A 24,946-nucleotide genomic window follows, 5' to 3' on the forward strand; every position below is an offset into this window, starting at 1 on the left:
CGCGGCATGGACACACTGTAGAAGCCTTGCTCCTGAGCTGGGCGCTGGGCACTTGAAGCCATCATTCAAATAAGATGAAGGCATGCCCAACCCCCTCGACAAACGCCGTGCCCTGACCCCCGAAGCCCTGGCCATGATGGACACCATCGCCCGCACCGGCAGCTTTGCCGCCGCAGCACGGGAGATGGGGCGTGTGCCCTCGGCCCTGACCTACAGCGTGCGCCAGCTCGAAGAAGCACTCGATGTGCTGCTCTTCGACCGCCGCAGCCGCCAGGCCGAGCTGACCGCCGCCGGCCAGGAGCTGCTGTTCGAAGGCCGGCGCCTCCTGCAGGAGATGGACGCCGTGGCCAACCGCGTGCGCCGCATCGCCACCGGCTGGGAAAGCGAGCTGACGATTGCCATCGACGACGCCATCGCCCGCCGCGCCATCTTTGACCTGATGGAGGCCTTCTACCAGCTGCGCGACGAAGCCGGCCAGGCCCCGCCAACGCGGCTCAAGCTGCGCGTGGAGGTGATGGTGGGCACCTGGGAGGCGCTGATGTCGGGCCAGGCCGATCTGGCCATCGGCACCTCGACCCAGCCGCCCAGCGCCGGCTTCAAATGCGAGCTGCTCGGCGATATGGAGATGATTCTCTGCGTCGCACCGCACCACGCGCTGGCCAGCGCGCCGACGCCGCTGAGCGCCGCGCAGATCGCCCAGCACCGCATCATCGCCGTGGCCGACACGGCCCGCAGCCTGGCCCCGCGCACCGTGGGCGTGCTGCCGGGTCAGGAAGTGCTGACCATGCCCTCGATGGCGGCCAAGCTGGAGGCGCTGATGCGCGGCCTGGGCTGCGGCTCCCTGCCCACGCCCATGGTGCGCCGTCAGATCGAGGCCGGCCGCCTGGTGCACAAACCCAGCGATCAGGAGCCGCGCGTCGTGCCCATGCACTACGCCTGGCGTGACAACGGCCAGCCGCCAGCCCGCGCCCTGGCCTGGTGGCTGAGCCAGCTGCAAAGCAGCGCCACCCGCCGCGCCCTGCTGGAGCAGCACGAGGGGCTGTTGCTCTGATGCCGAGCACCACGGTATCCGGCGGCTATGTCGGCCGCTTCGCCCCCTCACCCACCGGCCCCCTGCATGCCGGCTCCCTGGTCGCGGCCCTGGCCAGCTGGCTCGATGCCCGGGCCCAGGGCGGCCGCTGGCTGCTGCGCATCGAAGATGTGGACGGTCCGCGCTGCCCGCCTGGCGCCGACCTCTTCATCCTCGATCAGTTGGCCCGTTGCGGCCTGCACCCCGACGAACCGCCCGTGTGGCAATCGCAGCGCGGCGCGCTCTACCAGGCGGCGCTCATGCGCCTGCAGGCTCAAGGCTGGGCTTACGGCTGCGCCTGCTCACGCAAGGAGATTGCCGCGGCCCTGCTGGCCCGCGGCGCCACGCTTGAGCGCCACGGCGAGCTGGTCTACCCCGGCAGCTGCCGCGCTGGCACCCAGGGCCGCCCCCCACGCGCCTGGCGCCTGCGCAGCACGGCCGGCCTGCAGAACGAGGCCTCGCTGCAGATCGACTGGCAGGACCGCCGCCTGGGCGCACAGACGCAAGACCTGACCCTGGCCGTGGGCGACTTCGTTCTGCGCCGTGCCGATGGGCTCTGGGCCTACCAACTGGCCGTGGTGGTGGACGATGCCGAGCAAGGCATCAGCGATGTGGTGCGCGGCGAAGATCTGGCTGACAACACACCGCGCCAGATCCGACTGCAACAGCTGCTCGGCCTGCCCACGCCGCGCTATCTGCACACGCCCCTGGTGCTGGGCGCCCATGGCGAAAAGCTGTCCAAACAGAATGGCGCGGCCGCCCTGGCGCTGGACACGCCGGCCGATGCACTGCGGGCCCTGCGTGAGGCGGCCGCGGCGCTGGGCCTGCCGGCCGAGCTGGCCGGCGCTTCGGTCAGCGAGTTCCTGGCCAGCGCCGTGCAGGCCTGGCGCGCTTTTGATGGCATGATGCCCGCCTCTTCGTCGCCATCCCCTCTTGCACCGGCACTCCCGCTTGCGCAGCCGGGCGACGAATCCGCTTTTTGAAGGACCCATTCATGAACACCACCCCCAGCGGCCTGCAGTTTGAAGACACCGTGGTCGGCGAAGGCGCCGTGGCCAAGTCCGGCCACGATGTCACCGTCCACTACACCGGCTGGCTCTACAGCAAGGACGCCGACGGCAACTGGGTCAAGGGCGCCAAGTTCGACTCCAGCAAGGACCGCCGCGATCCCTTCAAGTTCGAGCTCGACGGCGGCATGGTGATCCGCGGCTGGGACGAAGGCGTGCAAGGCATGAAGATCGGCGGCACCCGCGTGCTGGTGATCCCGCCCGAGCTGGGCTACGGCGCGCGCGGCGCCGGCGGCGTGATCCCGCCCAATGCCACCCTGATGTTCGAGGTCGAGCTGCTGGCCCTGGCCGGCGGTGAAGAGGCGATCTCGCTCAACCTGACCGCCCTGCCCAGCGGTCTGCAATTCGAAGACACCGTGGTCGGCGACGGCGCCGAAGCCAAGGCCGGCCAGCGCGTCACCGTGCACTACACCGGCTGGCTGTACAAGAACGGCAACAAGGGCAAGAAGTTCGATTCCAGCAAGGACCGCGGCGACCCGTTCCGCTTCCACCTGGCCGGCGGCGAAGTGATCCGCGGCTGGGACGAAGGCGTGCAAGGCATGAAGATCGGCGGCACCCGCATGCTGGTGATCCCGGCCGAGCTGGGCTATGGCGCCCGCGGCGCCGGCGGCGTGATCCCGCCCAATGCCACCCTGCTGTTCCAGGTGGAACTGCTGGCTGTCTGAGCCGCACCACGGCGCATGGAAAAAGGTCCTTCGGGACCTTTTTTCTTGGCTGAAGCCCGCGCGCGCGGGGCTAGCATCGCGCCAGGGAGCCTGGCCTTTTCAGAGAGAAATCGCGGAGATTGCTGATGAGCTTGCTCGACCTCGACCACCTGCTGCGCTATTGGACCGCCACCCAGTGGCAGGCCAATGTGCTGATGCTGCTGCACCTGCTGGGCGCCATGATTCTAGGCCTGGTGCTGGGCTATGAGCGGGCCTACCACGGCCGCGCAGCCGGCATGCGCACCTATGCCCTGGTCTGCATGGCCTCGGCCGCCGTCATCATCCTGCTGGCCTATCCGCAGCAGTGGTTCGGCGGCTTGCAGGCCGGCGGCGTGCTGCCGCCCTCGGCCGACCCGACGCGCGTGATCCAGGGCGTGGTCACCGGCATCGGCTTCCTGTGCGCCGGCGTGATCATGAAGGAAGGCATGAACATCAGCGGCCTGACCACGGCCGCCTCGCTGTGGGCGGCTTCCTCGATCGGCATCCTGGTGGGCATGGGCTTCTATTTCGCTGCCATCATGCTGACCCTACTCTGCGCCAGCCTGATGATGTGGGGCGCCAAGCTGGAAAACACCCTGCCCTCGCATCCGGCGATTGCCGTGATGTTGCGTGGTGAGCCGGGGCGGCTGTTCCGCCAGGACGAGTTGGCGGCCTTTGCCGACCATCTGGGCTTTCGCTTCGCACCGGGTTCGCTGAGCATCGAATCCAGCAGCGGGCGAGAGGAATGGCGCTTCGTCTGCACGGCACGCCGCAATTTCCGCGGCGAAACCCTGACCCGCTTCGCCAACCATGTGATGGAGATTCCCGGCGTCTCCGAATACCGGGTCACGCATGCGCGCAACTGAGCGGGGCCGCATATGGCGCCGGTTCGGGATGGCTTGCCTGCTTGCCCTGCTTGCAAGCGCCGGGCATGCGGACTGGCTGGGCCAGCACTACGCCCTGAGCTTGCGACCTGATTTCGCGCGTCAAACCCTGGAGGGCGAGGCGCAAATCGAGCTGACGCAGCAAAGCCCAGCCCAGGCGCAGAACACCGTGCAGCTGCGCTCACCCCGGCTGGACATCACGGCCGCACGCCTCGCGGGTCAGGTCTTGCGCTTGAGGCGACTGGATGGGCCGGAAGACGGGTGGCAGATCGACCTGCCCGCCCATGCGGCCAAGCAGTCGCAGCTGAGCTTGAGCATCCGCTACCGCGCCCAAGCCGGCGAGGGGCTGGTGTTCGGCCCGGAGCATGTCTACACCGCCTTCCACAGCTGCCAGTGGCTGCCTTGTGCCGGGACAGACCTCAGCCGCGCGAGTATCCAGATCAGCCTCGAGCTGCCCGAGGGCTACGACAGCCTGGCCAGTGGCCGCCGCATGCCCAGCTTGGGGCACGCGCAGCGTTGGCAGCAAGACCTGCCCTACCCGCTCTACACCCTGGGTTTTGCCGCTGGCCGGTTCAGCCGCGTGCAGATGGACTCAGGTGTCACGGGGCAATCCGAGCTGGCCTTTCTGGGTGTCAGCGATGACACAGAGACCTTGCGAGCCAAGTTCGCACCGAGCGCTGCCATGCTGGCCTTCTTCAGCGAGAAAGCGGGCGTCGCCCTGCCCCAGCCGGTGTACAGCCAGCTGTTGCTGCCGGGCGGCGTGGCACAGGAAGCCAGCAGCTATGCCTTGATTGGGCGTCGCATGCTGGACCCGATTCTGGAAACACCGCAAGAAGACTGGGTGATTGCGCACGAGATGGCCCACCAGTGGTGGGGCAATCTGCTCAGTTGCGCGGAGTGGCGAGATTTCTGGCTCAACGAAGGCATCACCACCTTCATGACCGCCGCCTGGAAGCGACACCGCTGGGGTGAGGCTGCCTACCAGCGCGAGCTGGGCCTGATGCACAGAGGCATGCAGCGCGCGCGCGACGCCGGCTTCGACAGACCGCTGAGCTGGCCGGGTGACTACCCCAGCCTGAGCCTCAAACGCGCCATCCACTACAGCAAAGGTGCGCTCTTCATGGTCGCGCTGCTCGAACACATGGGAGAGCAGGAATTCTGGGCTGGTCTGCGCCACTACACACAAGTCCATGCGGGTCGCAGTGTGCGAGCGGCCGATTTCCAGCAGGCCATGCAGGCTCAAAGCCGACGCGACCTGGCGCCTTTGTTTCAGCACTGGGTGTACGAAAACGCGGCAGGCAGCGCGCCGCAGGGCAAGGTCGAGCGCTGAATCAACGGCGCTTGATCAGCGGCGCTTGAGCACGTGGATGTATTCCTCGCCCTGGCTGCTTTGCTGCACCAGTTCGTTGCCGGTCTGCCGAGCAAAGGCCTGGAAGTCGCGCATGGAACCGGGGTCGGTGGCCACCACCTTGAGCAACTGCCCGCTCTCCATCTCGGCCAAGGCTTTCTTGGCCTTGAGGATGGGCAGGGGGCAGTTCAGGCCGCGGGTGTCGATTTCTTTGTGGGCGTCCATGGAGATCCTCGTTTGCGCTGCATTTTAGGTGGCGAGTGCCCCGCGCAGGGCCCGATCAGCACCCGGGCTTGCCCCCTGTTGCCGCAGGTTCAATCCATCCACTGTGGCTCCAGGCCCTTGCTGCGCAGCCAGGTCGCCAGGGCCTGACCGGTACCGCCGCGCCAGCAGCGCAGGCGCTCGGGCGCGATCAACTTGTATTCGGCCAGCTCGGGCGACAGGCGGATCTCGCCGCGAGCCCGCACGTGGTAAGCCACGAGCAGCTGGTTCTTGCGCTGGAAGTCCCAGACGCCAAGCAGGCTCAGCCCTTCAACTTGCAGACCGGTTTCCTCCAGCACCTCGCGGCTGACACCGGCCTCGGGCGATTCACCCGCTTCCATGAAGCCGGTGATCAGGCCGAAAAAGCGCTCGGTCCAGGCGGCGTTGCGGGCCAGCAAGACCTGACCCTCGCGGTCCACACATTCGACCACCGCGGCCAGCACCGGCGTCGGGTTGTTCCAGTGCGTGAAGCTGCAGGCGCTGCAGCGCAAGCGCGTGGTCGGGCCGCTGTCTTCCGGCTCGCTGCGCATCTCCAGCCCGGACGCACACAGCGGGCAGAAGCGAAAGGTCTGCGCAGCATCCTGGCTCATGCCGGGAACACACCCGTGGAGAGATAGCGGTCGCCGCGATCGCAGACGATGAAGACGATGGTGGCGTTCTCCACCGTGCGCGCCAGCTGCAGCGCCACCCAGCAGGCACCGGCCGCGGAGATGCCGGCGAACAGGCCTTCCTGGCTGGCCAGGCGGCGCGCCATGTCCTCGGCATCGGCCTGGCTGACCAGCATCAGCTCGTCCACCGCCTCGGGGCGGTAGATCTTGGGCAGGTAGGCCTCGGGCCATTTGCGAATGCCGGGGATGCGCGAGCCTTCGGAGGGCTGGGCGCCGATGATGCGCACTGCCGGGTTCTGCTCTTTCAGGTAGCGCGAGGTGCCGGTGATGGTGCCGGTCGTGCCCATGGCGCTGACGAAATGGGTGATCTGGCCTTCGGTGTCGCGCCAGATCTCCGGGCCCGTGGTCTCGTAGTGCACGCGCGGGTTGTCGCCGTTGGCGAACTGGTCGAGCACCCGGCCCTTGCCATCGCGCTGCATCTGCTCGGCCAGATCGCGGGCGTATTCCATGCCGCCGGAACGCGGCGTCAGGATCAGCTCGGCGCCGAAGGCCTTCATGGTCTGGGCCCGCTCGATGGACAGGTCCTCCGGCATGATCAGCACCATGCGATAGCCGCGAATGGCCGCAGCCATGGCCAGGGCGATGCCGGTGTTGCCCGAGGTGGCCTCGATCAGGGTGTCGCCGGGCTTGACCTCGCCGCGCTCTTCGGCGCGCCGGATCATGCTGATGGCGGGCCGGTCCTTGACCGAGCCGGCCGGGTTGTTACCCTCCAGTTTGCCGAGGATGACGTTACCGCGCGCGGCCAGCTCCGGCGCCAGCAGGCGCTGCAGACGGACCAGGGGCGTGTTGCCGATCAGCTCTTCAAGGCTGGCGTAATGTTTGCGGTTGGGGCTGCTCATATCAAACATTCTCGCAGCCAAAGTTGAAGGACGTTTCGGAGGCCGAAATTTTCATGGCATAATGATGGGCTTCAGCAGCGACACTACCGTGCGATGCATGCCCAGGTGGCGAAATCGGTAGACGCAGGGGACTCAAAATCCCCCGCCGCAAGGTGTGCCGGTTCGAGTCCGGCCCTGGGCACCACTCAAGGTGATCCTCCATGCCCCGCAAGGTGCAGCCGCTGAAAAACAAAAGGCACCCCGTGCCAGCCTGCATCAAGCCACCCTCGAGGTGGCTTTTTTGCGTCTGGGCCCTTCATCATGGCTCTTCACATCGACGTGACGACCAGACAGCGTGGTGCGAACTCCTGCGCACTTCCACCCCACTTGCACAGGCCGATGAACGTAACGCCCAGATCCCCGACTCCAGTGGCCCGATGCAGTCATCGGCAGCGCTTACACTGCGCCGAAAGGCAGGGGCGGTGAACAGCCCTGCGCGCCCACCCACCAACTTCGCGAACTCATGCCCCCGATTCCTCCGGTGACCAAAGCCTTCATGCTGGCCTGCGTGGGCCTGTACTGCCTGTTCTATCTGGTTCCCGGCCTCAAGGAACCTTTCGAGCTCTGGCCCCTGATGACGGGCAACTTCCTGCCCTGGCAACCGCTGACCTACGCCTTTTTGCACGGCGGCGAGTTCCACCTGTTCTTCAATATGCTGGGTCTGTGGATGTTCGGCTCCGAGCTGGAGCGCGTCTGGGGCGCCAAGCGCTACACCCAGATCCTGGTGGCCAGCACCATCAGCGCCGCTGCGGTGCAGCTGATCGTCACCTTCTTGCTCGGCTCCTTCGCGCCGACCGTGGGCGCCTCGGGCGCGCTGTTCGGCCTGCTGCTGTCCTTCGGCATGCTGTTCCCGGACCGCATCATCGTGCCCTTGTTCCCGCCGATTCCGATGAAGGCCAAATACTTCGTCGCCATCTTCGGCACACTGGAGCTGATCCTGGGCCTGAACAACAACAGCGGCGTGGCCCACTTCGCCCACCTGGGCGGCATGCTGGGTGCCTACCTCCTGATCCGCTACTGGCGCACGGCGCGCCGCCGCTGATCGATCGAATCGGGCTCAGGCCAGCAGGCCGTCTTCGGGCCGCGGATAGCGCAGCTTCAAGCCCAGCTCGGTTTTCAGGCGGCGGTTGCTCAAGCGCCGCGATTCGCTCATGAAGCTCAGCTGCATCGCAGACATCTGCTGCTGCGCCTCTTCACGGCTGATGCGCGGCGGCCGGCTCAGGCCGCACAGATCAGCCGCCAGGTCGAAGTAGTCGCCCATCAAGTGTTCACTGTCATCGCAAACGTGGAGCACCCGCTGCGGCGCCCCGCGCCAGAGCGCGCGCAGGCAGGCGCGAGCCAGATCGTCGGCATGGATGTGGTTGGTGTAGACATCGTCCTCGCGCCGCAGCACCGGCGAGCCCCGCTGCAGCCGCTCGCGCGGATGGCCGCCGACCCGGTTGCCGGCATAGATGCCCGGCACCCGCAGAATCGTCACCCGGCAGCCAAAAGTCGGGCCGAAGCCGCGCAGCAGGCGCTCGGCATCGACGCGCCGGCGGGCCCGATCGCTGCGCGGCGCCACCGGGCGCGACTCATCGAAACGCGCCCCGCCGCAATCGCCGTACACCCCGGTCGTGCTGGCATAGACCAGATGCGCCGGCGTGGAGCGACGCGCCAGCGCGCGCAAAAGGTTCAGCGTGCGCAGATCCCGCTCACCCTGGCCCGGAGGCGGCGCCAGATGCAGCACGGCATCGGCCCAGCCGGCCAGGCCGGCCAGAGAAGCCGCGTCGTCCAGATTGCCCAGCACCGGCTGGGCGCCGGCCGCACGCAGCTCGGCGAAGCGGCCCGGGCTGGAACTCAAGGCCCGCACCTGCCAACGCCCGGCCAGCAGGCCCAGCACCCGCATGCCGACATCGCCACAGCCCACGATCAAGAGCCGCGGCCGGCCCAGGCGGCGAGCGGGGCGCGCAGGGCGATCAGAGCAAGCAGACTGAGCAGAGGGACATGAAGCGGGGCTGAAGGGCATGGAATCCGGCTCAGGCAAAATGGCGGCACAGTGTACGGCCCGGCATCCCCGGGCCGAATTCGCTTTCTGGCCGCGCCGGCCACTCTCGATTGATCCTCCAGCCCTCGCCTTTTTGCATCCAACATGAACTTCCAGGTCACCGTCCAGCCCAGCGGCCGCGTCTTTTCCGTGGAACGCGATGAAACCATGCTCAGCGCCGCCATCCGCGCCGGCGTCGGCCTGCCCTATGGCTGCAAGGACGGCGCTTGCGGCTCCTGCAAGAGCCGCCTGCTGGAAGGCCGGGTGATCCACGGCGCCCACCAGCCCAAGACCCTCACCCCCGAGGAAGAAGCGGCCGGCATGGTGCTGACCTGCTGCGCCACGCCGCAGACCGACTGCACCCTGGAAGCGCGCGCCGTGCCGGGCGCCGGCCAGTTCCCCGTGCTCAAGCTGCCCAGCCGCGTGATGAGCCTGAGCAAGCCCAGCAGCGATGTGGCCGTGATCCGCCTGCAACTGCCGGCCACGCAGAACTTCCAGTTCCACGCCGGCCAGTATGTGGAGTTCATCTTGCGAGATGGCGCGCGCCGCAGCTACTCCATGGCCAACGCGCCTCACAACCTGGGCACGCCGGCCGCGGTGGAGCTGCACATCCGCCACATGCCCGGTGGCAAGTTCACCGACCATGTCTTCAGCGAGATGAAGGAAAAAGACATCCTGCGTATGGAAGGCCCCTTCGGCAGCTTCTTCCTGCGCGAGGACAGCGACAAGCCCATCGTGCTGCTGGCCAGCGGCACCGGTTTTGCGCCCATCAAGGCCATCATCGAGCGCATGCAGCACCTGGGCAGCACCCGCCCGGCCGTCTTGTACTGGGGCTGCCGCAGCAAGGCCGATCTCTACCTGCACGACTGGGCCGCGCAGGCCGCGGCCCAGATGCCCAACCTGACTTATGTGCCCGTGCTGTCCGAGCCCAAGGCCGAAGACGGCTGGACCGGCCGCTGCGGCTTCGTCCACCAGGCGGTGCTGGCCGACCTGCCCGATCTGTCCGGCCACCAGGTGTACGCTTGCGGAGCGCCCATCATGGTGGACTCGGCACGCGCCGATTTCACGGCCAAGGCAGGCCTGCCCGCGGAAGAGTTCTACGCCGACTCCTTCACCTCCGAAGCCGACAAGCAAGCTTGAAGTCCAACTCCCGCATCGATTGAGACCCCGCCGCGATGTTCACGCCCCCCTACGTTCCCGCCGCTGAATTTGAAGCGCAGCTGCGCAGCCAGGGGGCGGCCGTGCTGGCCCCCGCCAGCCTGCCGGACTGCCTGCAGCTCTCAGCCCAGGACCTGGCCGCGCTCAGCCCCTTCTGGAACGACCTGCCGCCCGACGCCTACCTGCGCGACGGCGGCCGTTACCGCTACCGCCGCCACGGCTGCTTCGTCGCGGAGGGCAATCGGCTGAGCCAGGCGCCGCACCGCGCGCATTGGCAGCCGCTGGACTACAACGCCTTGCATGGCGGCATCGAACGCTGGTTCGAGCCCATGGCCGAGGCCGCCGTGGCCCTGCCCGCCTGGCGCCAGCTGCTGCTGGGCCTGGCTGGCATCGCCTCGCGGCACAAGGGCGAGCAGGCCTGGTACATCGAAGCGCACCAGTTCCGCATCGACACCACCGACGGCATCGGCCGCCCCACGCCCGAGGGCGCTCACCGCGACGGCGTCGATTTCGTGGCCGTGTTTCTGATCGACCGGCAGGGCATCAAGGGCGGCGAGTCGCGCGTGTTTGAAGCCCATGGCCCACAAGGCCAGCGCTTCACCATGAACGAGCCCTGGACCCTGCTGCTACTGGATGACGAACGCGTGATCCACGAAACCACGCCCATCCAGCCCACGGCTGAGCATGGCCACCGCGACACCTTGGTGCTGACCCTGCGCCGCGGCGGTTTCCAGGCCTCGGCTTGAGTCTGACCAGCCGGAACACTCACTCGACAAAGCGCGAAGTCTGACCGCTGCCTCGCCGGGCCGGCCAGGGGCAGAATCGCGCCAGCACGTACACTGTGCGGCTGCGTTCGCCACAAGCGAGCGCTTCTTTTTGGGGCCTGCTTGTCCGGCGGGCCCTGCGAACTTTGTCTGCATCACGAGTGCCTACCACCATGAACGATCTCGCCCGCGCGATTGCCGCTGCTCCGGCCGCCTCCATCCCCTCTTCGCTGTTCGGCCTGCCCGATCAAAAGCCGCATGAGCGCGTGCTGCTGGCCGCAGACGCCGAAACCGGCCTGAAGGCCATCCTGGCCGTGCACAGCACCGCCCGCGGCCCGGCCTTCGGTGGCTGCCGTTTCTGGACCTATGACAACGAGCTGGCCGCGCTGAACGACGCGTTGCGCCTCTCGCAAGGCATGAGCCTGAAGAACGCCCTGGCCGACCTGCCCTTCGGCGGCGGTAAGGCCGTGATCATCAAGCCGGCCGGCGATTTCGACCGCCCCGCCCTGTTCGCTGCCTTCGGCCGCGCCGTGCAATCGCTGCAAGGCGCCTACATCACCGCCGAAGACGTGGGCACCACCACGGCCGACATGCTGGGCATGCAGGCCCACACGCAATTCGTCAGCGGCATCCCGCGCGCCGGTGCCTTCGGTGGCGACCCGAGCCCCAAGACCGCCTGGGGCGTGTTCGTCTCGATCGAAGCCGGCGTGCGCCTGCACCTGAAGCGCAGCTCGCTGGACGGCGTGCGCGTGGCCCTGCAAGGCCTGGGCGCTGTGGGCTGGCACCTGGCCGAGTTCCTGCACAAGGCCGGCGCCAAGCTGGTGGTGGCCGATGTGGACGCCGCCAAGGTGGCCCGCGCGCAAGAACAGCTGGGCGCCACCGCCGTGGGCATCCATGAGATCCTGTCGGCCGATGTCGACGTGCTGGCGCCTTGCGCCCTGGGCGCATCGCTGAACGCCAGCAGCATCCCCACCATCCGCGCCCAGCTGATCGCTGGCGCCGCCAACAACCAGCTGGCCACCGTGGAAGACGGCGACACCCTGCAACAGCGCGGCATCTGCTACCTGCCCGACTACCTGGTCAATGCCGGCGGCATCATCAGCGTGGCGCGCGAGTACCGCAATGAAGGCGAAGAGTCCGCCGTGATGGCCGAAGTCAGCCGCATCGGCGAGCGCGTCGCCGAGCTGCTGGAACGCGTCAAGGCCGAGGGCACGACCCCGGGCCGCGCGGCCGACGCCTGGGCCCGCTCCAAGCTGGTCAAGCCGGTCTGATTCAAGGTTCACCGCGCAAGAGAAAAGGCAGCTTCGGCTGCCTTTTTTTTCGCCCCTGCCGGACCGCATCATGTGCGGGTATGGCCTTGATTTCTTGCCATACTCCATGCCGCCGCGGCCGGCGCCTTGCTTGCCGACCGGCTCAGCAAGTACGTATAATCAATACATACCTTCAAACGCATACTACGGAGCAGCCCATGGAAGCCACCGTCGCTGAGCGCGGGCAGATCACCCTGCCCAAGGCCGTGCGTGATGCACTGGGCCTGACCAAGGGCACCATCCTCAAGGTCGAGCTCGAAGGCGGCCGCATCATCCTGCGCAAAAACGTGGACGACGCCATTTCACGCGCCCGCGGCAAGTTCAAGCTCGACGGTTTTGCTTCGGTCGATGAAGCCATGCGCGCCGTGCGCGGCCGCGCCCCCGGCGACCCGCTCGATCAATAAGCCCCGCGATCTTCCCGCCGCCCAGCCAAGCGCCAGCACCCCATGATCGCCATCGACTCCTCCGTCCTCGTCGACCTGCTCAGCGACAGCGAGCGCGCCGACTTGGCCGAGGCTGCGCTGCGCGACGCCCTGTCCCTGGGCCCGGTGGTGGTCTGCGATGTGGTGGTGTCGGAAATCTGCTCTTCGCTGCAAGACGGCGACCAGGCCATGCAGGCCCTGGAAGACATGGGCATCAGCTTTCACGCCGTCGAGCAAAAAGCCGCCATCCGCGCCGGCGAGATGCAGCGCCGCTACCGCAGCCGCGGCGGCCTGCGCCAACGCACCGTTCCCGATTTCATCGTGGGCGCTCATGCCTTGCTGCAATGCAATGCCTTGATCACCCACGACGAGACCTTCTTCCGTGACTACTTCAAGGGCCTCAAGGTCATCACGCCCAAGGCCACCTGACGCGGTCGCACCCTCACACCCCTCGCAACACCTGGAGAGCTCATCATGCTGCAAGCCTATCGCCAACACACCGCCGAGCGCGCCGCGCTGGGCATCCCGCCCCTGCCCCTGGATGCCAAGCAGACGGCCGAGCTGATCGAGCTGATCAAGAACCCACCCGCCGGCGAAGGCGAGTTCCTGCTGGACCTGCTGACCCACCGCGTGCCCCCGGGCGTGGACGATGCCGCCAAGGTCAAGGCCAGCTTCCTGGCCGCCGTGGCCCACGGTGACCTGGCAGTCGACCTGATCTCCAAGACCAAGGCCACCGAACTGCTCGGCACCATGGTCGGCGGCTACAACGTCAAGCCCCTGATCGACCTGCTGGACGACGCCAGCGTGGCCGCCACCGCCGCCGCCGCGCTGAAGAAGACGCTGCTGATGTTCGACTTCTTCCACGACGTGGCCGAAAAGGCCAAGTCCGGCAATGCGCATGCCAAGGACGTGATCCAGAGCTGGGCCGAGGGCGAGTGGTTCACCAGCCGCCCCGAGGTCGAGAAGAAGATCACCGTCACCGTCTTCAAGGTGCCCGGCGAGACCAACACCGACGACCTGTCTCCCGCCCCCGACGCCTGGAGCCGCCCGGACATCCCGCTGCACTACCTGGCCATGCTGAAGAACACCCGCCCCGACGCGGCCTTCAAGCCCGAGGAAGACGGCAAGCGCGGCCCGATGCAGTTCATCGAGGACCTGAAGAAGAAGGGCCATCTGGTCGCCTACGTCGGCGATGTGGTCGGCACCGGTTCCAGCCGCAAGTCCGCCACCAACAGCGTGATCTGGGCCACCGGCCAGGACATCCCCTTTGTGCCGAACAAGCGCTTCGGCGGCGTGACCCTGGGCGGCAAGATCGCCCCCATCTTCTTCAACACCCAGGAAGACTCGGGCTCCCTGCCAATCGAAGTGGACGTGTCCAAGCTGGAGATGGGCGATGTTATCGACATCCTCCCGTACGAAGGCAAGATCGTGAAGGACGGCGCCACCGTGGTGGAGTTCAAGCTCAAGAGCGATGTGCTGTTCGACGAAGTGCGCGCCGGCGGCCGCATCAACCTGATCATCGGCCGCTCGCTGACCGCCAAGGCGCGTGAGTTCCTGGGCCTGCCCGCCGCCACCCTGTTCCGCCTGCCGGCCGCACCGGCTGCCACGAACGCCGGCTTCACCCTGGCGCAGAAGATGGTCGGCCGCGCTGTCGGCCTGCCGGAAGGCCAGGGCGTGCGCCCCGGTACCTACTGCGAACCCAAGATGACCACGGTCGGCTCGCAAGACACCACCGGCCCGATGACTCGCGACGAGCTGAAGGACCTGGCCTGCCTGGGCTTCAGCGCCGATCTGGTGATGCAATCGTTCTGCCACACCGCGGCCTATCCGAAGCCGGTGGACGTGAAGACCCACCGCGAGCTGCCCGCCTTCATCTCCAACCGCGGCGGCGTGGCCCTGCGTCCCGGCGACGGCGTGATCCACAGCTGGCTGAACCGCCTGCTGCTGCCCGACACCGTCGGCACCGGCGGCGACTCGCACACCCGCTTCCCCATCGGCATCTCCTTCCCGGCCGGCTCGGGCCTGGTGGCCTTCGGCGCCGCCACCGGCGTGATGCCGCTGGACATGCCCGAATCGGTGCTGGTGCGCTTCAAGGGCCAGATGCAGCCCGGCATCACCCTGCGCGATCTGGTGCATGCGATCCCGCTGTACGCCATCAAGGCTGGTCTGCTGACCGTGGCCAAGGCCGGCAAGAAGAACGTGTTCTCGGGCCGCATCCTGGAAATCGAAGGCCTGCCCGATCTGAAGGTCGAACAAGCCTTTGAGCTGAGCGACGCCTCGGCCGAGCGCAGCGCCGCCGGTTGCACGGTCAAGCTGAACCCCGAGCCGATCAAGGAATACCTCACCAGCAATATCGTGCTGATGAAGAACATGATCAACGATGGCTATGCCGACGCCCGCACCCTTCAGCGCCGCATCGAGAAGGTCGAAGCCTGGTTGGCCAATCCGAATCTGCTGGAAGCCGACAAGGACGCCGAATATGCGGCCGTCATCGAGATCGACCTGGCCGACATCAAGGAACCTATCCTCTGCTGCCCCAACGATCCGGACGATGCCAAGACCCTGTCCGACGTGGCCGGCACCAAGATCGATGAAGCCTTTATCGGTTCCTGCATGACCAATATCGGCCACTTCCGTGCCGCGGCCAAGCTGCTGGGCGGCCAGCGCGACATCCCGGTCAAGCTGTGGGTCGCCCCGCCGACCAAGATGGACCAGAGCGAGCTGATCAAGGAAGGCCATTACGCGGCCTTCGGCTCCGCCGGTGCGCGCACCGAAATGCCGGGCTGCTCGCTGTGCATGGGCAACCAGGCGCAGGTGCGTGAAGGCGCGACCGTGGTCTCGACCTCGACCCGCAACTTCCCCAACCGCCTGGGCAAGAACACCAATGTGTTCCTGGCCTCGGCCGAGCTGGCAGCGATTGCCTCCAAGCTGGGCAAGATCCCGACCGTGGCCGAATATCACGAGGCCATGGGCGTGGTGAACAAGGACGGTGCTTCGATCTACAAGTACATGAACTTCGACCAGATCGAAGAGTATGCAGAGAACGCCAAAGCTGTGAACGCCGCCAGCTGCTCCTGAGACGCACCGCATTGATACGCGGGCTGGATCACTCCAGCCCGCTGCATCAAACCCAGGCCTGCCGCCCCCAGCGTCAGGCCTTTTTTTTCATGCCCTGACTTTCACCTTCGGTACCGCCAAGGCGTGCACGGATCAGCGCTGCCAAACGCCCCACTCGTTCGCTCATCTGTTCGGCAGGCACCTGGGCATAACCGAGCATCAAACCGGACCAGGCGCTGGCGCGGCGGCCGACGCGGTGCTGGCTCAAGGCCGGGGCGACGATGCCGGCCTGCAGGGCGGCGGCGCTGAGAGCCAAGTCATCCAGGCCCAGCTCGGGCTCAAAGCACAGCGCCAGGTGCATGCCGGCCGAGGCGCCACGCACCTGGGCGATGTCGCCGAGCTGCTGTTCCAAGGCCGCGACCAAAGCATCGCGCCGCTGATGGTAGAGCCGGCGCATGCGCCGAAGATGCAGGCCGAAATGCCCCTCGCGCATGAACTCGGCCAGAGCCAGTTGCTCGGCCGCACGCCCGCGCGGCGCCGAGCGGGCCAGCAGATGCTGCAATGCTTGCACCCGCTCGGGCGGCACGACCATGAAGCCGATGCGCAGGCCCGGGAACAAGGTCTTGCTGAAGGTTCCCAGGTAGAGCACGGGGGCGTCGCTGGCCGGCTGTGCTGCATCCAGGGTGTCGATGTCGGCGCCCAAGCCCTGCAGTGCTGCCAGCGGCGGGCCGTCGTAGCGGAACTCGCTGTCGTAGTCGTCCTCGATGATCAGCGACCCATGCTGCCGGGCCTGGGCGATCAGGGCCAGGCGGCGTTCCAGGCTCATCACGGCGCCGCTGGGGTACTGGTGGGAGGGCGTCACGTAAATCAGCTGCGGCCGGTGCTGCAGCCAGTCCTGCGGACGCGGTGCCATGCCTTGCGCGTCCACCGTGATGCCGATCGGTCGCAGCTGGGCGGCGCGGAAGGCGGTCAAGGCGCCGCCATAACCGGGGCTTTCCATCCAGACCTTGTCGCCGGCGTCGGCAAAGGCGCGCGCGCACAGGTCCAGGCTGGCCTGCGTGCCATCGGTGATGAAGACCTGTTCGGCGCTGCAACGCACCGCCCGCGAGGCACGCAGATGCGCGGCAATCGCTTCGCGCAAGGCCAGTTCGCCGGCCGGCGGTCCGTAGTTGAGCTGGCTGCCGGCCAGCGAACGCCAGGCCCGCATCATCAGGCGCCGCCACAGATCAAGCGGAAACGCATCCAGCGCGGGCACACCAGGTGCAAAGGCCGCGGCCAGGTCCGCAGCGACAGGCAAGCAAGCCAGGCCCGCGCTGCGCCGGGACAAAGCAGCGCGCTCAGGCACCGACGGTGAAATTTCTCGCGCGGCCATCGCCCCAGTCCCCGCGGCCCTGCTCACCCCCGCCAGCACCGAACCCGGCCGCGCATTCACCACCGTGCCGCGCCGGCCGGCGCTGATCCAACCCTCGCTGGCCAGTTGCTCGTAGGCATAGATCACCGTGTTGCGCGCCCAGCCCAGCTCGGCCGCCAGGGCGCGGCTGGCCAGCAAGCGGCTGCCGGGCGGCAGGCTGCCGCTGCGAATTGTGTGGCGCAAGGCCTCGTGCAGCAGGCGCTGGCGCGACCAGCCGGGCTGGCCTTGCTCGGCCGCAAAGCGGTTGATCAGGAGCGCGTGATCCATGGCAGTTTTGTGGTTCCAAAGAATTGATAACTTGTGGATCTTCTCCTAGAACCACTGCCTCACTACATTGCGCACTGAAATTTCTGCGCGCGCCGGCTTTCCCTCATCCTTAGAACCGCATTTCTCGAAACCTCCATGAACCCCATCCCTGCCAGCCCCGCCACCGCCCCCAGCGAGCGCACGCGCGTGCGCCGCGTGGCCGAGAACGCCCGCTACGAGCGCGAGACTGTGCACGCCATCGTCGACGCCGCCTATCTGTGTCACATCGCCTTTGCCGACGAACGCGGCAGCCATTGCATCCCCATGGCCTGCTGGCGCGAGGGCGAACACCTCTACATCCACGGCTCCAACGGCGGCCGCATGGTCAAGACCCTGCTGCGCCCCGAGACGCAAGCCTGCGTCACCCTCACCCTGCTGGACGGCCTGGTGCTGGCCCGCTCGGCCTTCAACCATTCGATGAACTACCGCGCCTGCATGATCTACGGTCAGTTCGAAGCGGTCCGCGACGAAGCCCAAAAGCGCGCGAGCCTGGACCACTTCATGCACAAGATCGCCCCCGGCCGCGAGCACGAGGCCCGGCGCGGCAGTGACAAGGAATTCGCCGCCACCACCGTGTTGCGCATCCCACTGGATGAAGCCGCTTGCAAGGTCCGCAGCGGCCCGCCGCAGGACGACGAGGAGGACTTGCATCTGCCCGTGTGGACCGGCGTGTTGCCGCTGCGCCTGGTGCAAGCAGCGCCACAGGCAGCGGCCGACAACCGGGAGCCGGCGCCCGCCTATGTGAGGCAGTGGGGAGAGAAGTCTGTGGCGTCCTGACCGCCGAGCTGCAGGGCGTTCATTCTGCGCAAATTTCTGTATTGACAGAAATTACAGACGGACTATGCTCCGCTCCATGGAACTCAGCGAAGTCGCACGCAAATTTGTCGTCCACTGGGGCGAGATGGGCAATGCCTGGGGCGTGAACCGCACCGTGGCCCAGATCCACGCCCTGCTCTTCTTTCACGGCCGGCCGCTGCATGCGGAAGAGATTGCCGACACCCTGACGGTGGCGCGCTCCAATGTCAGCACCAGCTTGAAAGAGTTGCAGAACTGGAACCTGATCCGGGTGGCCCATGTGCTGGGCGACCGACGCGACTACTTCGAGACCTCGGTCGACGTCTGGGAGTTGTTCCGCACCATCGTGCGCGAGCGCAAGGAGCGGGAATTCGATCCGACCGTTCGCGTGCTGAGCTCCTTGGTCGCCGACCCCGGCTTTGCCGGTGAAAGCGCCGACACCCAGGACCGTGTGCGCGAAGCCCTGCGCTTCATGGACACCCTGGGTGCCTGGTCCGAAGAAATGCTCAGGCTCTCGCCCACCACCCTGGAAAAGGTCTTGAAACTTGGCGCCAGTGTGCAGAAGTTTGTGCGCGGCTCGGACGGCAAGGACTGAAGCGCAAGGCAGCGCCTGTCGTCAAAGTCAGGCGCCCTTTTTTGACTCCAAATTTCTGTCATTACTGAAATATCGGATGAATCATGAATATCACCCTCATGCACCCCGGCGCCTTCCCTTTGACCCTGTTCTACGAATCGGCCTGCCCCTTGTGCGACAGCGAGATGCGCAATCTGATGCTGCGCAGTCGCGAGGGCCTGCTGCGCTTTGTGGACGTCTCGGCCCCCGATTTCGCCGGCCCGCCGCCGGGCTGCAGCCATGAAGATCTGCTGAGCCTGATGCATGGCCTGCGGGCCGATGGCCAGGTGATCCGCAGCGTCGAGGTTTTCCGGCTGGCTTACGCAGCCGTGGGCCTGCCCGGTGTCAGCCGCGCCCTGTCCCTGCCCGTGCTGCGGCCCTTGGCCGAGACCCTCTACCCCTGGATTGCCCGCCACCGTCACCATGTGCCGGCCTGGATCAGCGGTCTGGTCTTCGGCCGCGCCCTGCGGCGCGCCGCCGAACACGCCGCCCGCCAACCGCGCTGCACAGCCGAGCGCTGCACGCGCTGAATACGCCTCCACTACGGCACAGCGCATCACCATGAACATCCTGCTCTGCGGCGCTCAAGGCTTCATCGGCCGCCATGTGCTGGGCCGATTGCTCAGCCAGGGTCACTCGGTTCGGGCTACAAGCCGGACAGCACGCCCCAGCTCTGAAAAGCCGGGCCTGGAATGGATCCAGGCCGATTTCAGCCGCGACCTTTCGGCCAAGGACTGGCTGCCGCGCCTGCAAGGCATAGCCGCCGTGATCAACGCCGTGGGCGTCCTTCGCAACCGGCCGGGGCAGCCCATGGACGCCATCCATCACCGGGGCCCGGTGGCTTTGTTCGAAGCTTGCGCCGAAGCCGGTGTGCGACGCGTGCTGCAGATCTCTGCCCTGGGCATTGCCGAGAGCGACACGCAGTACGCGCGCAGCAAGCGGGCTGCGGAAACGAAGTTGCTGGCGCTGCAGCAAGCTGGGCGCCTGGACGCCACAGTCTTGCAACCCAGCATCGTCTTCGGCCCGGGCGGCGCCAGCAGCGAGTTGTTCCTGAATCTGGCTCGGCTGCCCTTGCTGATCCTGCCCGGCGCGGCCCTGAACACCCGTGTCCAACCTGTAGCCGTGCAAGACCTGGCTGAGGCTTGCCTGCGCCTGCTGCCAAGAACTGGACCGCCGCAGCTCGCCGTGGTCGGGCCCCAAGCCTTGTGTCTCAGCGATTTCATCGCCGGCCTGCGCCGGCAACAAGGCCGGCCGCCGGCTCGAGTGCTACGCCTGCCCGATGCGCTGAGCCGGCTCAGTGCCCGCATCGGCGACCAGCTGCCCTTCCAACCCTGGGGTCGAGAAACGCTGGCCCTGCTGCGGCAAGACAACACGGCCGACCCGGCGCCGTTGCGCCAACTGCTGGATCGAGACGCACGCTCACCGAACGAGTTCTTGAGCACCTGGGAGCACGCATGAGCCACACACTCCATCCCGCCGGACGCCGCGCCGCGCGCCTCAGTCTGATCGGCCTCTGGCTCTGGACCGGCGTGGTCAGCCTATGGGAGCTGCATGGCCAATCGGCGGCCCTGCTGCACGCAGCCGGCCTGGATGCAGCGCTGGCCCAAACCCTGATCCTCAGCGGCGCCGGCCTGGACCTGCTGATCGGTACGGCGCTGTGGCGCTGGCATGCGCCGCGACTCTATTTGGCGGCAGGCCTGGCCATGCTGGTGATGACCCTGGTGGGCAGCCTGCTGCTGCCCACGCTCTGGCTGCACCCCTTGGGCCCGCTGAGCAAGAACCTGCCCATCGCCGCCCTGCTCTATCTGCTCTTTCTCGACGCCCGCGAGGGCGGCAGCTCATCATGAACACCTATCTGCTCATCAAGACCGTGCATGTGGTCTCCAGCGTGCTGCTGGCCGGCACCGGCTTCGGCTCGGCCTTCTATCTCTTCTTTGCCAATCGCAGTGGATCGCTGGCCGCGCAAGTCGTGGTCTGCCGCCTGGTCAAGCGGGCCGACCTCTGGTTCACCACGCCGGCGGTGATCGTCCAGCCGCTCAGCGGCCTATGGCTGGCCCAGCAGGCCGGCTGGCCGGTGCTGGGCACGCCCTGGCTGACCCTGGGGCTGGCGCTCTACCTGTTTGCCGGGGCCTGCTGGCTGCCGGTGGTCTGGCTGCAGCTGCGCATGTCCGACATGGCCGAGGCAGCGCTGAAGAGCGAACAAGCCCTGCCCGCACGCTACTGGCGTTATGCCCGCTGGTGGGAAGGGCTGGGCTACGCCGCCTTCGTGGCCATGCCCCTCATCTTCTACCTGATGGTGGCCAAGCCCGACTTGCCTGCGGGCCTGGCCAACCTGCTCCTGCCGCTCAGTCAATGAAGAGCAAGGCCGGCGATTCCATCAGGCCGCGCAGGGCCTGGATGAACTCGGCCGCATCCTGACCATCAACCACGCGGTGGTCGAAGGAGGAGGACAGGTTCATCATCTGCCGCGCCACCACCTGGCCGTTGCGGATCATGGGCCGCTCGACGATGCGGTTGACGCCGACGATGGCGACCTCGGGGCTGTTGATCACCGGGGTGGTGACGATGCCGCCGAGTGCGCCCAGGCTGGAGATGGTGATGGTGGAGCCGCTGAGCTCGTCGCGGGTGGCACGGCCGCTGCGGGCGGCTTCGGCCAAACGCCGAATCTCGGCGGCACAGCTCCACAAATCATGGCTCTCGGCATGGCGCAGCACCGGCACCATCAGCCCAGCCTGCGTTTGCGCGGCCACGCCCAGATGGACCGCGTCGAAGCGGTTGATCACGCCCGCCTCGTCGTCCAGGCGCGCATTGATCTGCGGGAAATCCGGCAGCGTGCGCACAATCGCCCGGGCCAGCAGGGGCAACAAGGTCAGCTTGCCGCGGCTGGCGCCGTACTGGGTATTGAGCTTGAGGCGCAGCGCTTCCAGCTCGGTGACATCGACCTCTTCGACATAGCTGAAATGCGGGATGCGGCGTTTCGCGTCCTGCATCTTCTCGGCGATCTTGCGGCGCAGGCCGACGATGCGGATGGCTTCGACGCCATCGCCGCGCGAGCCCGAGCGGGGCAGGCGCGGAGCACTGGCCGGTGCAGCTGCAATTGCAGCCGCAACCGAAGCAGGCGCGGCAGCAGGCGCAGGCGGACGCAGCTGGCTGCCATGGCTGGCAACAAACGCATCCAGGTCGGCCTGCATGATGCGGCCACCGAGACCGGTGCCGCGCACCTGGGCCAGATCCACGCCCAGCTCCCAGGCGCGGCGGCGCAGCGAGGGCGAGGCGATGGGCTTGTCGGCCAGGCTCAGGCCCAGGTCCTGCGGGGCATGGGCAGCCACAGCAGGCGGCGCGACGGGAGTTGGCGAAGGTGCCGGGGCTGGCACGGGAGCCGGCGCCACCGCGACAGAAACGGGTGCCGGTGCAGCAACAGGAGCCGCAGGTGCGGAAACACCAGCCTCGCCCTCCACCTCGATGCGGATCAGGGCCGAGCCCACCCGCATCAACTCGCCCACCTCGCCGCCCAGCGCCAGCACACGGCCTTTCACCGGCGAGGGGATTTCCACCGTGGCCTTGTCGGTCATCACATCGGCCAGGATCTGGTCTTCGCTGACCTGGTCACCGGCCTGCACGCGCCAGGCCACCACTTCCACTTCGACGATGCCTTCGCCGATATCGGGCATCTTGATCACATGTTCGCTACTCATCTTCATTTCTCCATGGCGCGCTGCAGGGCCGCAGCGACGCGGGCCGGGCCCGGAAAGTAATCCCATTCCTGGGCATGCGGATACGGCGTGTCCCAGCCGCTGACGCGCTCCACCGGCACCTCGAGGTGGTAGAAGCAATGCTCTTGCACCAGGGCCACCAGCTCGGCGCCAAAGCCGCTGGTGCGTGTGGCCTCATGCAGGACCACGCAGCGGCCGGTCTTCTTGACCGAGGCAATGATGGTGTCCAGATCCAGCGGCCAGATGCAGCGCAGGTCGATGATCTCGGCATCGATGCCGGTCTCGCGCGCCGCCGCTTCGGCCACCCAGACCATGGTGCCGTAGGTCAGCACCGTGATGTCGGCCCCGGGGCGGAACACCGCGGCCTGGTCCAGCGGCAGGCTGTAGTGGCCTTGCGGCACCAGGCCCAGCGGGTGGGCCGACCAGGGGGTCGAGGGCCGGTCGTGGTGGCCGTCGAAGGGGCCGTTGTAGAGGCGCTTGGGCTCCAGAAAGATAACGGGGTCGTCGCACTCGATGGCCGCGATCAGCAAGCCCTTGGCGTCATAAGGGTTGGACGGCATGACCGTGCGCAGGCCGCAGACATGGGTGAACAACGCCTCGGGGCTCTGGCTGTGCGTCTGGCCGCCGTAGATGCCGCCGCCGCAGGGCATGCGGATGGTCAGCGGCGCGGTGAAGTCACCGGCCGAGCGGTAGCGCAGGCGCGCCGCTTCCGAGACGATCTGGTCCGAGGCCGGGTAGAAGTAGTCGGCGAACTGGATCTCGGCCACGGGGCGCAAGCCATACGCCCCCATGCCCACGGCCACGCCGACGATGCCGCCTTCGGAGATGGGCGCATCGAAGACGCGCTGCTTGCCGTACTTGGCCTGCAGGCCGTCGGTGCAACGGAACACGCCGCCAAAATAGCCCACGTCCTGGCCGAAGATGACCACATCGGGGTCGCGCTCCAGCATCACGTCCATGGCCGAGCGCAGGGCCTGGATCATGGTCATGGGCAGGCGTGCTGGGCTGGCCTCGCTCGCTTCGCCTGCCAGCGCCAGCTGCGCTTCCATCTGTGCTTCCGGTTTGCCGCTCATGGCCGACCTCCGTAGTGGCGCGCCTGCGCCAGTTGATCTTTCAAATGCGCGGGCATGTCTTTGTAGACATCAGTGAACATGGACTCGATGCTGGGGATGTGGCCATCGGCCAGGGTGCCGAAACGCTCAGCCTCTTTCTGCGCGGCGATGACCTCGGCTTCCAGCTCTTTCTGCAATGCTTCGTGCTGGGCCTCGCTCCAGAGGCCGCGGTCGACCAGATGGCGCTTCAGGCGCGCGATCGGGTCACCCAGAGGGAAGCGCTGCCATTCGTCGGCCGGGCGGTATTTGCTCGGGTCGTCCGAGGTCGAGTGCGGGCCGGCGCGGTAGGTGACCCATTCGATCAGGGTCGGGCCCAGATTGCGCCGCGCGCGCTCGGCCGCCCACTGCGAAACCGCGTAGACCGCCAGGAAGTCATTGCCGTCCACCCGCAGCGAGGCGATGCCGCAGCCGCTGCCGCGCGCGGCAAAGGTCGTGCCCTCGCCGCCGGCAATCGCCTGGAAGGTCGAAATCGCCCACTGGTTGTTGACCACGTTCAGGATCACCGGCGCGCGGTAGACGTGGGCGAAGGTCAGCGCGGTGTGGAAATCGGACTCGGCGGTGGCGCCATCACCAATCCAGCCCGAGGCGATCTTGGTGTCGCCCTTGATGGCCGAGGCCATGCCCCAGCCCACGGCCTGGATGAACTGCGTGGCCAGATTGCCGCTGATGGTGAAGAAGCCGGCCTTCTTGATCGAATACATCACCGGCAGTTGCCGGCCCTTGAGCGGGTCGCGCTCGTTGGACAGGAGCTGGCAGATCAGCTCCACCATGGGCACATCGTCGCGCCCCAGCAGCAGGCTTTGCTGGCGGTAGGTGGGGAAGCACATATCCCCATCGCGCAGCGCCATGGCGTGCGCGCTGCCGATGGCCTCTTCGCCCAGGCTCTGCATGTAGAAGCTGAGTTTTTTCTGGCGCTGGGCGATCAGCATGCGGCTGTCGAACACCCGGGTCTTGAGCATGGTGCGCAGGCCATGCAGCAGTTGCTCGGGGCCCAGCTCGGGCGCCCAGGGGCCACGGGCCACGCCGTCTTCGTCGAGAACGCGGATCAGGCTGTAGGCCAGGTCTGCCGTGTCCACCGCCGCCACATCAAGCTCGGGCTTGCGCACGGCGCCGGCCGGCGAGAGGTGGAGGTAGGAGAAATCGGTGTGGCAACCGGGGCGACCGGTGGGCTCGGGCACATGCAGGCGCAGGCCCTCGTAGGCGGGGGTTGGCGCAGCAGCTGCTGCGTCAGACGCGGGCGGCAGCGGATCCAGCTGGCCCGGCGGGGGGATAGGACTCATACGGCACTCCTGCGCGGATCACGCGCCAAGGCTTTGTTGTCGACAGGGTCAGGCGCTCTGGCCCTGCCAAGGGTGGCGGCAGGTCTCAAGCTCCTCTCAAGAGCCACACCGTTCAGGCAGCAGC

At 67.2% G+C, this 24,946-nt stretch carries 26 protein-coding genes, 1 tRNA gene and 1 pseudogene; 20 read left to right on the forward strand and 8 right to left on the reverse strand.

The genetic code is table 11. The features are described from left to right. The first annotated feature begins 82 nt into the window (after positions 1 to 82). From OOB33_RS18370 to OOB33_RS18395, 6 genes and pseudogenes are all read left to right on the forward strand, one after another. Positions 83 to 1,051, forward strand: a complete 969-nt coding sequence (locus OOB33_RS18370; protein ID WP_102767023.1) for a LysR substrate-binding domain-containing protein — start codon at positions 83 to 85, stop codon at positions 1,049 to 1,051. Continuing rightward, the gene (gene gluQRS, locus OOB33_RS18375) at positions 1,051 to 2,052 is read left to right on the forward strand and encodes a tRNA glutamyl-Q(34) synthetase GluQRS (RefSeq protein WP_271009718.1); all 1,002 of its coding nucleotides are present in this window, start codon (positions 1,051 to 1,053) and stop codon (positions 2,050 to 2,052) included. Before OOB33_RS18370 ends, gluQRS begins: the two co-directional genes overlap by 1 nt. 11 nt (positions 2,053 to 2,063) lie before the next feature. Next, positions 2,064 to 2,423 (forward strand): annotated as a pseudogene (locus tag OOB33_RS18380) (FKBP-type peptidyl-prolyl cis-trans isomerase); the annotation flags it as partial. A 30-nt stretch (positions 2,424 to 2,453) separates the two neighbouring features. Next, a complete protein-coding gene (locus OOB33_RS18385; RefSeq protein ID WP_223696805.1) occupies positions 2,454 to 2,801 on the forward strand; it encodes an FKBP-type peptidyl-prolyl cis-trans isomerase in 348 nt (115 codons plus the stop codon). Between the two features lie 125 nt (positions 2,802 to 2,926). Then, positions 2,927 to 3,685: an MgtC/SapB family protein gene (locus tag OOB33_RS18390; RefSeq protein WP_171827997.1), complete on the forward strand. Its 759-nt coding sequence runs from the start codon at positions 2,927 to 2,929 to the stop codon at positions 3,683 to 3,685. A gap of 28 nt (positions 3,686 to 3,713) precedes the next feature. Next, positions 3,714 to 5,033 carry a M1 family aminopeptidase gene (locus OOB33_RS18395; RefSeq protein WP_271009719.1) on the forward strand — a complete coding sequence of 440 codons (1,320 nt, stop codon included), beginning with the start codon at positions 3,714 to 3,716 and terminating at the stop codon, positions 5,031 to 5,033. A 15-nt stretch (positions 5,034 to 5,048) separates the two neighbouring features. Here OOB33_RS18395 and OOB33_RS18400 read toward each other — a convergent pair whose 3' ends face one another. The 3 genes from OOB33_RS18400 to cysM form a co-directional block, all read right to left on the reverse strand. Then, positions 5,049 to 5,276 (reverse strand): sulfurtransferase TusA family protein, encoded by a 228-nt coding sequence (locus tag OOB33_RS18400; RefSeq protein ID WP_102767028.1) that lies wholly within the window; start codon positions 5,274 to 5,276, stop codon positions 5,049 to 5,051. 89 nt (positions 5,277 to 5,365) lie between these two features. Further along, entirely contained in the window at positions 5,366 to 5,902 is a 537-nt protein-coding gene (locus OOB33_RS18405; RefSeq protein ID WP_102767029.1) for an NUDIX domain-containing protein, read from the reverse strand. Then, a complete protein-coding gene (cysM, locus tag OOB33_RS18410) occupies positions 5,899 to 6,819 on the reverse strand; it encodes a cysteine synthase CysM (RefSeq protein ID WP_102769487.1) in 921 nt (306 codons plus the stop codon). Before cysM ends, OOB33_RS18405 begins: the two co-directional genes overlap by 4 nt. Positions 6,820 to 6,918: 99 nt before the next feature. On the opposite strand from cysM, the gene OOB33_RS18415 reads away from it, so the two are divergent. Together OOB33_RS18415 and OOB33_RS18420 are read left to right on the forward strand one after the other, a co-directional pair. Further along, positions 6,919 to 7,003, forward strand: a tRNA-Leu gene (locus OOB33_RS18415). Between the two features lie 318 nt (positions 7,004 to 7,321). Next, positions 7,322 to 7,900, forward strand: a complete 579-nt coding sequence (locus tag OOB33_RS18420; RefSeq protein WP_102767030.1) for a rhomboid family intramembrane serine protease — start codon at positions 7,322 to 7,324, stop codon at positions 7,898 to 7,900. Positions 7,901 to 7,915: 15 nt separating this feature from the next. Here the strand turns inward: OOB33_RS18420 and OOB33_RS18425 are convergent, their stop codons facing one another. Continuing rightward, positions 7,916 to 8,863 carry an SDR family oxidoreductase gene (locus tag OOB33_RS18425; protein WP_442953023.1) on the reverse strand — a complete coding sequence of 316 codons (948 nt, stop codon included), beginning with the start codon at positions 8,861 to 8,863 and terminating at the stop codon, positions 7,916 to 7,918. A gap of 123 nt (positions 8,864 to 8,986) precedes the next feature. Between OOB33_RS18425 and OOB33_RS18430 the strand changes: the two genes are divergently transcribed. The 6 genes from OOB33_RS18430 to acnB all read left to right on the forward strand — a co-directional run bounded on the left by OOB33_RS18430 (position 8,987) and on the right by acnB (position 15,613). Continuing rightward, entirely contained in the window at positions 8,987 to 10,021 is a 1,035-nt protein-coding gene (locus OOB33_RS18430; protein WP_271009720.1) for a CDP-6-deoxy-delta-3,4-glucoseen reductase, read from the forward strand. Positions 10,022 to 10,056: 35 nt separating this feature from the next. Continuing rightward, positions 10,057 to 10,785 carry a 2OG-Fe dioxygenase family protein gene (locus tag OOB33_RS18435; RefSeq protein ID WP_102767033.1) on the forward strand — a complete coding sequence of 243 codons (729 nt, stop codon included), beginning with the start codon at positions 10,057 to 10,059 and terminating at the stop codon, positions 10,783 to 10,785. Between the two features lie 191 nt (positions 10,786 to 10,976). Beyond that, positions 10,977 to 12,074 carry a Leu/Phe/Val dehydrogenase gene (locus tag OOB33_RS18440; protein WP_102767034.1) on the forward strand — a complete coding sequence of 366 codons (1,098 nt, stop codon included), beginning with the start codon at positions 10,977 to 10,979 and terminating at the stop codon, positions 12,072 to 12,074. Positions 12,075 to 12,271: 197 nt separating this feature from the next. Next, entirely contained in the window at positions 12,272 to 12,517 is a 246-nt protein-coding gene (locus OOB33_RS18445; protein ID WP_102767035.1) for an AbrB/MazE/SpoVT family DNA-binding domain-containing protein, read from the forward strand. Positions 12,518 to 12,559: 42 nt separating this feature from the next. Further along, a complete protein-coding gene (locus OOB33_RS18450; protein WP_102767036.1) occupies positions 12,560 to 12,964 on the forward strand; it encodes a type II toxin-antitoxin system VapC family toxin in 405 nt (134 codons plus the stop codon). A gap of 45 nt (positions 12,965 to 13,009) precedes the next feature. Further along, on the forward strand, positions 13,010 to 15,613 hold the full coding sequence (gene acnB / locus OOB33_RS18455; protein ID WP_271009721.1) for a bifunctional aconitate hydratase 2/2-methylisocitrate dehydratase: 2,604 nt from the start codon (positions 13,010 to 13,012) through the stop codon (positions 15,611 to 15,613). Positions 15,614 to 15,686: 73 nt separating this feature from the next. On the opposite strand, the gene pdxR is transcribed toward acnB, so the two are convergent. Then, positions 15,687 to 17,270 (reverse strand): MocR-like pyridoxine biosynthesis transcription factor PdxR, encoded by a 1,584-nt coding sequence (pdxR, locus tag OOB33_RS18460; protein ID WP_271009722.1) that lies wholly within the window; start codon positions 17,268 to 17,270, stop codon positions 15,687 to 15,689. Between the two features lie 144 nt (positions 17,271 to 17,414). On the opposite strand from pdxR, the gene OOB33_RS18465 reads away from it, so the two are divergent. The 6 genes from OOB33_RS18465 to OOB33_RS18490 all read left to right on the forward strand — a co-directional run bounded on the left by OOB33_RS18465 (position 17,415) and on the right by OOB33_RS18490 (position 21,073). Continuing rightward, positions 17,415 to 18,086 carry a pyridoxamine 5'-phosphate oxidase family protein gene (locus OOB33_RS18465; RefSeq protein ID WP_442953051.1) on the forward strand — a complete coding sequence of 224 codons (672 nt, stop codon included), beginning with the start codon at positions 17,415 to 17,417 and terminating at the stop codon, positions 18,084 to 18,086. A gap of 76 nt (positions 18,087 to 18,162) precedes the next feature. After that, a complete protein-coding gene (locus OOB33_RS18470; protein WP_058719891.1) occupies positions 18,163 to 18,699 on the forward strand; it encodes a GbsR/MarR family transcriptional regulator in 537 nt (178 codons plus the stop codon). Between the two features lie 83 nt (positions 18,700 to 18,782). Then, positions 18,783 to 19,247, forward strand: coding sequence for a thiol-disulfide oxidoreductase DCC family protein (locus tag OOB33_RS18475; protein WP_271009724.1), 465 nt, complete (start codon positions 18,783 to 18,785; stop codon positions 19,245 to 19,247). A 31-nt stretch (positions 19,248 to 19,278) separates the two neighbouring features. Then, positions 19,279 to 20,175: an NAD-dependent epimerase/dehydratase family protein gene (locus OOB33_RS18480; RefSeq protein WP_271009725.1), complete on the forward strand. Its 897-nt coding sequence runs from the start codon at positions 19,279 to 19,281 to the stop codon at positions 20,173 to 20,175. After that, positions 20,172 to 20,564 (forward strand): DoxX-like family protein, encoded by a 393-nt coding sequence (locus tag OOB33_RS18485; protein WP_271009726.1) that lies wholly within the window; start codon positions 20,172 to 20,174, stop codon positions 20,562 to 20,564. Before OOB33_RS18480 ends, OOB33_RS18485 begins: the two co-directional genes overlap by 4 nt. Then, positions 20,561 to 21,073, forward strand: a complete 513-nt coding sequence (locus OOB33_RS18490; RefSeq protein WP_271009727.1) for a DUF2269 family protein — start codon at positions 20,561 to 20,563, stop codon at positions 21,071 to 21,073. The genes OOB33_RS18485 and OOB33_RS18490 overlap by 4 nt, the downstream gene beginning before the upstream one ends. Here the strand turns inward: OOB33_RS18490 and OOB33_RS18495 are convergent. The 3 genes from OOB33_RS18495 to OOB33_RS18505 are packed head-to-tail and all read right to left on the reverse strand — an operon-like array spanning position 21,063 to position 24,822. Then, positions 21,063 to 22,412, reverse strand: a complete 1,350-nt coding sequence (locus tag OOB33_RS18495; protein WP_271009728.1) for a dihydrolipoamide acetyltransferase family protein — start codon at positions 22,410 to 22,412, stop codon at positions 21,063 to 21,065. The genes OOB33_RS18490 and OOB33_RS18495 overlap by 11 nt on opposite strands. A gap of 2 nt (positions 22,413 to 22,414) precedes the next feature. Beyond that, complete coding sequence (locus tag OOB33_RS18500; RefSeq protein WP_271010082.1) at positions 22,415 to 23,479, reverse strand: alpha-ketoacid dehydrogenase subunit beta; 1,065 nt, start codon at positions 23,477 to 23,479, stop codon at positions 22,415 to 22,417. 20 nt (positions 23,480 to 23,499) lie between these two features. Continuing rightward, positions 23,500 to 24,822 (reverse strand): 3-methyl-2-oxobutanoate dehydrogenase (2-methylpropanoyl-transferring) subunit alpha, encoded by a 1,323-nt coding sequence (locus OOB33_RS18505; RefSeq protein ID WP_271009729.1) that lies wholly within the window; start codon positions 24,820 to 24,822, stop codon positions 23,500 to 23,502. Positions 24,823 to 24,946 lie beyond the last annotated feature (124 nt).

This window comes from Paucibacter sp. B51 (assembly GCF_027863535.1).
Taxonomy (GTDB): domain Bacteria; phylum Pseudomonadota; class Gammaproteobacteria; order Burkholderiales; family Burkholderiaceae_C; genus Paucibacter_A; species Paucibacter_A aquatilis.